The sequence below is a fragment of the Kitasatospora sp. NPDC059812 genome (genome assembly GCF_042732075.1).
GTDB lineage: Bacteria > Actinomycetota > Actinomycetes > Streptomycetales > Streptomycetaceae > Kitasatospora.
The window spans coordinates 1-10445 of the sequence record NZ_JBHWIO010000138.1 but is presented as its reverse complement, the minus strand read 5'-3'; the positions used below and the strand labels follow the sequence as shown (position 1 = coordinate 10445).

Sequence of the window (10445 nt, the reverse complement as noted above, 5' to 3'; positions counted from 1 at the left end):
GCCCCCCCCCACCCGCTTCGCACGCCGCGCGGCCCCCCCCCCCCGGCCCGGCCGGGGGGGGGGGGGGCCCCCGCCCCCCCCCCCCCCCACCCCTCGCAGCACCTCTCAGCCCTGCTGCTCGGCCCACCAGGCCCGCAGCGCGGCCACCGCCGCGTCGTGCTCCAGCGGGCCGTGCTCCAGCCGGAGTTCGAGCATGTGCTTGTACGCCTTGCCGACCTGCGGGCCGGGCTTGAGCCCGAGCAGCTCCATGATCTGGTTGCCGTCCAGCGCCGGGCGGACGGCGTCCAGCTCCTCCTGGGCCTTCAGCTCGGTGATCCGCTGCTCCAGGCCGTCGTAGGTGCGCGACAGCGCCGCCGCCTTCTTGCGGTTGCGGGTGGTGCAGTCGGAGCGGGTGAGCTTGTGCAGGCGCTCCAGCAGCGGTCCGGCGTCGGTGACGTAGCGGCGCACCGCGGAGTCCGTCCACTCGCCGCCGCCGTAGCCGTGGAAGCGCAGGTGCAGCTCGACCAGCTGCGAGACGTCCTCGGTGAGCTCCTTGGAGTACTTGAGCTCGCGCATCCGCTTGCGGGTCATCTTGGCGCCGACCACCTCGTGGTGGTGGAAGGAGACCCGGCCGTCCGACTCGAAGCGGCGGGTGCGCGGCTTGCCGATGTCGTGCAGCAGCGCGGCCAGCCGCAGGGTGAGGTCCGGGCCGTCCTGCTCCAGGTCGACGGCCTGTTCCAGGACGGTCAGCGAGTGCTCGTAGACGTCCTTGTGCCGGTGGTGCTCGTCGCGCTCCAGCCGCAGTGCGGGCAGCTCGGGCAGCACGTGGTCGGCCAGGCCGGTGTCGACCAGCAGCCGCAGGCCCTTCACCGGGTGCTTGGCCAGCAGCAGCTTGTTCAGCTCGGCCTGGACGCGCTCGGCGGACACGATGGTGATCCGCTCGGCCATCGCGGTCATCGCGGCGACGACCTCGGGGGCCGGCTCGAAGTCGAGCTGGGCGGCGAAGCGGGCGGCGCGCATCATCCGCAGCGGGTCGTCGGAGAAGGACTCCTCGGGGGTCGCGGGGGTGCGCAGCACCCGGGCCTCCAGGTCGTCCAGGCCGTGGTGCGGGTCGACGAAGCCGCGGCCGGGCAGGTCGACGGCCATCGCGTTGACGGTGAAGTCCCGGCGGACCAGGTCCTGCTCGATGGTGTCGCCGTAGGTGACCTCGGGCTTGCGGGAGGTCCGGTCGTACGCCTCGGAGCGGTAGGTGGTGATCTCGATCAGGAAGGAGCCCTCGGGGGTGTCCTTGCGGGCGCCGACCGTGCCGAAGGCGATGCCGACGTCCCAGACCGCGTCCGCCCAGCCCTTGACCAGCCTGAGCACCTGCTGCGGGCGGGCGTCGGTGGTGAAGTCCAGGTCGTTGCCGAGCCGGCCGAGCAGGGCGTCCCGCACCGAGCCGCCGACCAGGGCCAGCCGGTGGCCGGCCGCCTCGAACCGACGGGCGATCTCGTCGGCCACCGGCGACACCCGCAGCAGCTCTTGCAGCCCCAGGGTCTGGGCCTCGCTCAGGCCTGGGACGGCCTGGACGGCGGTGCTGGAACGGTCGAGGTGCGCGGTGGACTCATTGGCAGTGGACACGGCTCACAAGAGTACGTGGCCCGACAGGTCAACCGCCCGCGCGTTTTGGGCGTCTCACCCCAAGGCCCGCGACACTGCACCGCGGGCTGCATCGTTACCATGCCGGTGGACGAGTCTCGGGCACCGGACAGGGGATGCGGTGTCGCGTGCCGCCGTGGCCGGCGGAGCTCCCGCGGCACCAGCGCGGCGAACTGCGTCGAGCGAAGAACGTCAAGCGAACAGCATCAGCAGCGAGCGATCGAGAACGGCGAGGGCGGAACGAGTGAGTGAGCCGGCACGGCACTCGGGCCTGGGGGCGGACCGACGGCCCGGAAGGACCCAACGCCCCGTCGAAGGGCACGGCACGGGGCGGCGCGCGGGGCAGGCGGCCCGCCGCCTCGCCGCCGCCTGCGGGGCCGCCCTGGCCCTGTTCTCAGCGGTCGCCCCGGCCGCGGCGCTACCCGCCGGGGGCGGCATCCGGCCGACCACCGACAACGGCGTCTCGGCCGAGTACCCGGTGGAGATGACCATCGAGACGGTGGCACCGCAGGTGGCCAGCCCGAACGGCATCGTGAAGATCACCGGGCACGTCACCAACACCGGCAAGGCCGCGGTCAAGAACGCCCACGCGGCCGTCCGCAAGCCGCTGTCCAGCAAGCCGCTGCAGCGGCGCAGCGACCTGTCCCTGGTGACCACCCGCAGCGGCCCGACCAACTCCGACGGCGTGGAGCTGGACAGCCCGCAGTACGCCCTGCCGGAGCTGGGCCCGGGCCAGAACCAGCCCTACACCCTGAGCGTCTCGGTGAGCGACCTCGGGCTGTCCGACAGCGGCGTCTACGAGCTCGCGGTGGACGCCTGGGGCTCGACCGCCGACAACCAGCGCGACCGACCGCTGGGCATCGCCCGGACCTTCCTGCCGTACAACCCGGGCGGCGCCGAGGCACAGCCCAGCAAGGTCACCACGCTCTGGCCGCTGGTGCACGCGCCGGTGCTGGCCGCGCAGACCTACTCCGACAACGACCAGCCCGTCCCCGTCCTGCGCGACGACAGCCTGACCGCCGAGTTCTCCCCGGGCGGCCGGCTGTACGAGCTGGTCGACACCGGGGCCAAGATGACCGGGCTGACCTGGGTGGTCGACCCGGACCTGCTGGACACCGCGTTCGCGATGACCAGGCCGTACCGGGTGCAGAAGCCGGGCCAGGACGTCGGCAAGCCCGCCAAGGACGACAACACCGTCCCCGGCACCGGCCAGGCCGCCGCCACGGCCTGGCTGGACAAGCTGCGGGCCGCCGTCGCCAAGCCGGGCGGCCAAGTGGTGTCCCTGCCCTACGCCGACCCGGACCTCGCCTCGATCGCGCACAACGGCGCCGACCTGACCGGGATGGGCACCGCCCTGGGCAAGGCGGCCACCGCCGGCCGGCTCACCGTCGAGGGGCGGCTGTCCGTCGACACCCGCTCGGACGTGGCCTGGCCGTACCAGGGCTACCTCGACCAGCAGATCGCGGGCATCGCCCAGCAGGCCGGCGACGGCCTGGTCCTGGTCAACGGCGCGAGCATGCCGGAGCCGGACGCGATGAACTACACCCCGACCGCGGTGCGCCCGATCGGCAGCGGGCAGAACGCGGTGGTCGCCGACGAGACCGTCTCCTCGCTGTTCCAGACCGACCTCGCCACCCCGCAGGCACAGACCAAGGCGAACCAGCGCTTCCTCGCCGAGACCTACACGATCACCCACGAGCAGCCGCAGAACCAGCGCGGCCTGCTGGTGATGCCGCCGCGCGACCTGACCGCGAGCACCGCCAAGGTGCTGGCGGACGCCCTGCAGACGGCCTCCGACAACAAGTGGCTCGCCCCGGTCAAGCTGGACACCCTGGCCCAGGCCTCGCCCGACCAGAAGGCCAACACCGCCGTCCCGGCGGCCGCCGACTACCCGGCCCAGGTCCGCGCCTCGGAGCTGTCCGCGGCCGAGCTGAGCAGCACCGACGAGATCCAGCAGAACCTGGACACGCTGATGCGGGTGCTCACCCTGCCGCAGCGGGTGCGCGGCCCGTTCAGCGCCGCGATGGTCCGCTCGCTGTCCACCGCGTGGCGCACCGACGCGGCGGCCGGCAGCACCTACCGCGCGGACGTCGCCAAGTACCTGGACGAACTGACCGGGGCCGTCCGGGTGCCGAAGAAGAACGTCGTCACCTTCGCCGGCAACACCGGTCTGCTCCCGGTCAGCGTCCGCAACGACCTCACCCAGACCGTCACCAACCTCAAGCTGGTGCTCACCTCGCCGCAGCCGAACCGGCTGCGGGTGGGCAAGGAGGAGGAACTGGTCATCCCCGCCTCCCAGAGCGTCACCCTCCGGTTCAACGCCGAGGCGCACAACAACGGCCCGGTCAACATGACCGCCCAGCTCTGGACCACCGGCCCCAACCCGCAGAAGTACGGCGCACCGCAGCAGTTCAGGGTGGACGTCACCTCGGTGACCAACGGCGTGCTGTACGTCTTCGCGGCCGGCGCCGCCCTGCTGCTGCTGGCCGCGCTGCGCTTCGTGCGCCAGCGCAAGCGGCGGGCCGGGCAGCCGCACACCGACGGCGACCAGCCGGTCGACGGCCCGGCGGCGGACGGCGCACCGGCCCCGGCGGCGGACGAGGCCCGGGACGGGGCGCGGGACGCGGGCGGGGACGCGAGCGGGGAGAAGCCCGACGGCGAGACCGGGGGCGGTGCCGGCGAACCCTCCGGGAACGGCCCCGGCGGCGGCCCCGAAGACGGCTCCGGCGGCGGATCCGCCGAGGCCGGCCCCGCGCAGACACCGCGCGGCAGCAACGCGGATGGCCGGGATCGGACCGCCAGTGATGAGAAGGTTGGTCCTTGATACCGCCGACCCCCCGCAACGCCGGGCCGGCCTCCCCCACGACAGCGAAGAGGTGACATGACCGGGCGCAGCGAGGAGCGGCCGCCGGGCCGCGGTGAGAACCGGCCGGGCGCCGAGTCGCCGTCCGGCGACTGGTACGTGGCCGACACCTACGCCCAGGACCCGTACGCGGCCGACGCGTACGGGAACCCGCAGGCCGGCCAGGACCCGTACGGTCTGCGGGCCGACCGGCCCGCGGCGCCTCAGCCGCCGGCCACCGCGTACGACGTGCCGCCGCAGCTGCCGCCGCAGGGCGGCGGCTACCCGACGCCGGTGCCGCCGGCGCAGTACTCGGCGCCGACGCCGTTCGCGGCCCCGGTGCCGCCCGTGCAGCCCGGCTGGGACACCCCGGTGCAGGCCGCCTGGCAGGAGGCCCCGGCCCCGGCCGGCGGCGGCCAGTGGGGCGGCCAGGAGCAGCCCCGGCCGCAGTGGGAGCCGGGCCCGGCGCACTCGACCTGGGACAGCGAGACCACCGAGTACGTCGGGGTGGACGCGCTGTTCGGCGGCCACCAGGAGCAGGCGGCGGCCCAGCCGCCGGTGCCCCCGCCCGCCCCGGTGCACCCGATGGCACCGCCGGTCGCGCCCCCGCCCCCCGCTGCCGCCGCGCCGTACCCGCCGGTGGGCGGCTACCCGGGGCAGCAGCAGTACGCCGGCCCGGACGGGCACCGCCCCTTCGTCCCCCCGATCGAGTTCGACCCGCCGCTCTCCGAGGACGAGGCCACCATGCAGGTGGCCGCCGTGGCGGTGCCGCCGGCGGTGGAGCCGCTGGCGGACCTCGTCGCCGAGGAGCGCGCCGCACAGCCGGCGCCCGCGGCCGAGCCCGCCCCGGCGGCCGGCGGCGGCGGCAAGGTCGCGAGCCTGCTGAACTCCAGCGCGATCATGGCGGCCGGCACGCTGGTCTCCCGCGGCACCGGCTTCGTCCGGACCATGGTGATCACCGCCGCCATCGGCGTCGCCGCCATGGGCGACTCGTACAACGCCGCCTACACCCTGCCGACCCTGCTGTACATCCTGATCGGCGGCGGCGCGCTGAACGCCGTCTTCGTGCCGCAGCTGGTGCGCAGCATGAAGAACGACGAGGACGGCGGCACCGCGTACGCCAACCGGCTGCTCACCCTGGTGATGGTCGGGCTCGGCGGCGTGGTGTTCCTCGCGGTGCTCGGGGCACCGCTGCTGGTGCAGCTGATCTCGCACTCGATGATGGAGAACGCGGACCGCGCCGAGACCACGGTCGCGCTGGCCCGGTACTGCCTGCCGACCATCTTCTTCATGGGCGTCCACGTGGTGATGGGGCAGATCCTCAACGCCCGCGGCCGGTTCGGCGCGATGATGTGGACCCCGGTCCTCAACAACATCGTGGTGATCTTCACCTTCGGCGCCTACATCTGGGTGTACGGCGGCTACAGCGGCACGCACGTGACGCCCGAGGGCATCTCGCCCGAGGGCGTCCGGCTGCTCGGCCTCGGCACCCTGCTCGGCCTGGTCGTCCAGTCGCTGGCGATGATCCCGTACCTGCGGTCGGCCGGCTTCCGCTACCGGCCGCGCTTCGACTGGCGCGGCCACGGCCTGGGCAAGGCCGCCCGGCTGGCCAAGTGGACCTTCTTCTTCGTGCTCGCCAACCAGGCCGGCTTCCTGGTCATCACCCAGCTGGCCACCGCCGCCGGCAGCGCCGCCGAGAAGGGCGGCCACGAGGGCGTCGGCCTCGCGGCGTTCTCCAACGCCCTGCTGATCTGGCAGCTCCCGCAGGCCGTGATCACCGTCTCGATCATGAGCGCGGTGCTCCCCCGGCTCTCCCGGGCGGCGGCCGACGAGGACGCCGGCGCCGTCCGCGACGACCTGTCGTACGGGCTGCGCACCACCGCGGTGGCGGTCGTCCCGGGCGCCTTCCTGTTCCTGTCGCTCGGCCCGGCGATCGCCCGCTCCATCTACGGGATCGGCGGCGGTGACCGGGCCCTGGACAACGCCTCCAACGTCGGCCTGATGCTCTCGGCCTTCGCGCTCGGGCTGATCCCGTACTCGGCCCAGTACGTGATGCTGCGCGGCTTCTACGCCTACGAGGACACCCGGACGCCGTTCTCCAACACCGTCTGGGTCGCGGTCTGCCAGGCCGGGTTCTCGGTGGTCTGCTGGTTCACGCTGCCCGCCCAGTGGGCCGTGATCGGGATGTCCTTCGGCTATGGTCTGGCCTACGCCGTCGGGGTGACGGTCGCACTGCCGAAGTTGAAGAAGAAGATCGGCGGGCTGGACAGCAAGCGGATCGGCAAGACCTACAGCCGACTGGCCACCGCCGGCGTGCCGTCCGCGCTGGTCGGCCTCGGCGTCAGCCTGGCGGTCCAGCAGGTGCTGGACGGCTGGCTGGGCAGCGTGCTGTCCCTCGTCGCGGGCGGCGGCCTCCAGCTGGCCGTGTTCGTACTCATCGCGAAGCGCCTGCGGATCGAGGAGCTCAACGCCATGCTCGGCATGGTGCGCGGCCGGCTGGGCCGCTGATCCACCACACCGACCGACCGGACGAGCGGACGCCCTGACCGGGTGTCGACGGGAGCCACCGGCTCCTCCGCCCGTCCGGCCGGGTGCCGGGCCGCCGCCCGCGCCCGGCTCCGCCCGGGCCGCGAGATGGCGGCCCGGTGTCGGATCTGCACCACATCTCTCCACCAGCACGCAACCGAGCGCGCCCCTCAGCGGTCGTACTCGGTGGAGAAGAGTGGGCACAATTGTCCTGGAGCACGTGGCCGCCAACCCGCGGGCTCCAGCGACTCTCTCAAGCCGGGGCGACACAAGGGGAGGCAGGACCACGGTGGCTGATGGCACCAAGGCGGTCGTCGACACGTCAGCAGCTGACGCGGCGGCGGACGAGGCCGCACTGGCCGCGGCGATCGACGAGCTCACGGCGGGGAAGGCAGCCCCGGCGGGCGCCGTCGCCGACGCCTCCTCCCAGGACGCCTCCGAGGACCGGGGCGCCGCCCCGGACACCCCGGTGGCCGCCGACCCGGACCCGGACACCGACGCCGCCGACCCCTCCGACCTCTCCGACCTCTCCGACGTCGGCCAGGACGCCCCCCGCGGCGAGGAGACCTCGGAGATCACCGCTCCGCTCTCGGTCCACGAGATCGCCGCCGAGCTGGCCGCCGGCGGCACCGCCCGGCGCAAGCCCGCCGCCCCGGAGCCCGCGGCCGCCAAGCGCCGCCCCACCGACCCGCAGCCCACCGTCGACCCGCGCGACACCGCCACCCTGCCCCGCACCCTCCCCGCCCCGCTGCGGCACAGCGGCGACACGATCGGCCACCGGTACCGGCTGGAGGAGTGCATCTCCCAGACCGAGACCTTCAGCAGCTGGCGCGCGGTCGACGAGAAGCTGCGCCGGGCCGTCGGCGTCCACCTGATGGCCTCCGGCCACCAGCGCGCCCGCAAGGTGCTCGCCGCCGCCAAGTCCGCCGCCCTGCTCGGCGACCCGCGCTTCGTCCAGGTCCTGGACGCCGTCCAGGAGGGCGAGCTGGTCTACGTCGTGCGGGAGTGGCTGCCGCACGCCTCCGACCTCGCCAAGCTGCTCGCCGACGGCCCGATGGAGCCGCACGAGGCGTACCAGATGGTCCGCCAGGTGACCGACGCGGTCGCCGCCGCCCACCGGCGCGGCCAGGCCCACCTGCGGCTCACCCCGCGCTGCGTGCTGCGCACCGACAGCGGCCAGTACCGGATCAACGGCATCGCGGTGGACGCCGCCCTGCGCGGGCTGCCCGACGAGGACGGCACCGACGGCTCCGAGCGCACCGACACCCGCGCGATCGGCGCCCTGCTGTTCGCCGCGCTCACCCATCGCTGGCCCTACCCGGAGGACCGCTACGACCTCCAGGGCCTGCCCAAGGGCCTCCAGAACGCCGCGCCGGACCAGGTCCGCGCGGGCGTCCACAAGGGCCTGTCCGAGCTGGCCGCGCGGGCCCTGTTCGACCACCCGCCGCACCACGCCGAGCCGATCACCACCCCGGAGGAGCTGACCCGGGCGATCGCGCAGATGCCCCGGATCCGCCAGCCCGAACCGGAGCTGCCCCCCTTCCCGGCCCCGCCCCGGCACAACACCCACGCGCTGCCGACCGCGCCCAACCCGACCCGGGTGGCCGACCCGGCCGTCGCCCCGCTGCCCGCCTCGTCCCGGCCGACCTCGAGCCGGCGCACCCGGCGACGGCTGCGCCGGGTGATCAAGGCGACGGCCTGGACGGTCGCCCTGGGCGCCATCGGCGTCGCCTCCTGGCAGTTCGTGGACACCCTGCGCAACACCAGCCCGACCACCCCCCCGCAGACCTCGGCCACCAGCGACGCACCGACCCCGCAGGCCAGCACCCACAACCCGACGCCGATCGCGCCCAAGGCCGCCCTCTCGTACAACCCGAAGGGCGATTCGGCGGAATCCGCCTGGGCCCTCCCCAAGGCCATCGACGGCGACCCCAGCACGAGCTGGCCGACCTACGGCTACGACGACCAGTTCGTCCCGGGCGGCTACAAGGAAGGCACCGGCCTGCTGATCGATCTCGGCTCGTCGCACGCCGTCAACTCGGTGAGCGTCCAGTTCGTCGGCACCACCACGGCCGAGCTGCGGATCCCGAACGGTCAGGCCGCGGACAACCCGCAGAAGGCGCCGCTGACCTCCTTCACGGCCGTGGGGAAGAAGAGCGGCACCACCGTCGACTTCGCTCTCAGCACCCCGACGAACACGCGCTACCTCTTGATCTGGCTGACCAGCCTGCCGAAGGATACGGACGGCAAGTTCCGCGGGCAGGTCGCCGAGGTGAAGGTCTCCGGCTGACCGGCTGACCGGCGGTCCGGTCCAGGACGACGGCGAGGGGGGCGAGGGGTGACGGTGGCGGAGGACGACGCGGCGCTGCTCGCCCGGCACGTCGCCGGCGACCCGGACGCCTTCGGCCTCCTGGTGAACCGCCACCGCGACCGGCTCTGGGCGGTCGCCCTGCGTACCCTGGGCGACCGCGAGGAGGCCGCCGACGCCCTCCAGGACGCCCTGGTCTCCGCCTTCCGCGCCGCCCCCGGCTTCCAGGGCCGCTCGGCGGTCACCACCTGGCTGCACCGGATCGTGGTCAACGCCTGTCTGGACCGCGCCCGGCGCAGCGCCACCCGCCGCACCACCCCGCTCGACGAGGACCCGCGGCGCCTGGACAGCCTGGTCGGCGCCGCGGAACCGGCCGACTCCCCGGTGGTCCGGGCCGAGGTGCAGCGCGAGCTGGCCGCGGCGCTCGCCGAACTGCCCGCCGAGCAGCGGGCCGCACTCGTCCTGGTCGACATGCAGGGCTACCCCGTCGCCGAGGCCGCCGAGCTGCTGGGCGTCCCGGTGGGCACGGTGAAGAGCCGCTGCGCCCGGGGCCGGGCCCGGCTGCTCCCGCTGGTCCGCCATCTGCGCGAGAGCGGCGGTGGCGGGCCGGATGTTTCACGTGAAACACCGAACGCCCCCGGCGCGGCCGCGCCACCTCGGCGGAACGCGCCGGGGAACCCGACGGGCACCCGCACCGTCACAGGGACAGGCCCGAACACCGGTCGGACGGTTCTGGAAGGAGACGCGAGCACGCGATGACGGCCCACCTCTCCTCCTCCGGCCCCACCGGCCCCGCCGAGGCCCACCCCTCCGTCGACGAGCTCGCCGACCTCGCCGAGGGGCTGGTCGAGTCCGCCGACGCCGCCCGGACGCTGCGCCGACACCTGGACGACTGCGCCGAGTGCCGCGAGACCGCCGACGCGCTCGGCGAGGTCCAGGCACTGCTCGGCGCCGTCGAGGCCCCGCCGATGCCCGCCGACGTCGCCGCCCGGCTGGACGCCGCCCTCGCCGCGGCCGCCGCCTCCGCAGCGACGGAGGAGGAGGCCGAGAACGCCCCCCTCGCGGCCTCCCGGGCCGCCACCCCCACCCTGCCCCCCCGGGCCGCCGCGGCGCCCGCCGCACCCCCTTCCCGGCCCGCCGCGCCCACCGGCC

At 74.5% G+C, this 10445-nt stretch carries 5 protein-coding genes and 1 pseudogene; 5 read left to right on the top strand and 1 reads right to left on the bottom strand.

The window, feature by feature from the left end; genetic code table 11:
* Positions 1–105: 105 nt before the first annotated feature.
* The gene (locus ACFV6D_RS37320; protein WP_380345967.1) at positions 106–1506 is read right to left on the bottom strand and encodes a CCA tRNA nucleotidyltransferase; all 1401 of its coding nucleotides are present in this window, start codon (positions 1504–1506) and stop codon (positions 106–108) included.
* Positions 1507–1861: 355 nt separating this feature from the next.
* Here ACFV6D_RS37320 and ACFV6D_RS37315 point away from each other — a divergent pair, with 355 nt between their 5' ends.
* The 5 genes and pseudogenes from ACFV6D_RS37315 to ACFV6D_RS37295 all read left to right on the top strand — a co-directional run.
* A complete protein-coding gene (locus tag ACFV6D_RS37315; RefSeq protein WP_380563168.1) occupies positions 1862–4441 on the top strand; it encodes a DUF6049 family protein in 2580 nt (859 codons plus the stop codon).
* Between the two features lie 57 nt (positions 4442–4498).
* A complete protein-coding gene (gene murJ, locus ACFV6D_RS37310) occupies positions 4499–6967 on the top strand; it encodes a murein biosynthesis integral membrane protein MurJ (protein ID WP_380563166.1) in 2469 nt (822 codons plus the stop codon).
* Between the two features lie 307 nt (positions 6968–7274).
* On the top strand, positions 7275–9275 hold the full coding sequence (locus ACFV6D_RS37305; protein WP_380563164.1) for a protein kinase family protein: 2001 nt from the start codon (positions 7275–7277) through the stop codon (positions 9273–9275).
* Positions 9276–9323: 48 nt separating this feature from the next.
* The gene (gene sigM, locus ACFV6D_RS37300; RefSeq protein ID WP_380563162.1) at positions 9324–10052 is read left to right on the top strand and encodes an RNA polymerase sigma factor SigM; all 729 of its coding nucleotides are present in this window, start codon (positions 9324–9326) and stop codon (positions 10050–10052) included.
* Positions 10049–10445, top strand: a pseudogene (locus ACFV6D_RS37295) (hypothetical protein); the annotation flags it as partial. The gene sigM and the pseudogene ACFV6D_RS37295, both read left to right, overlap by 4 nt.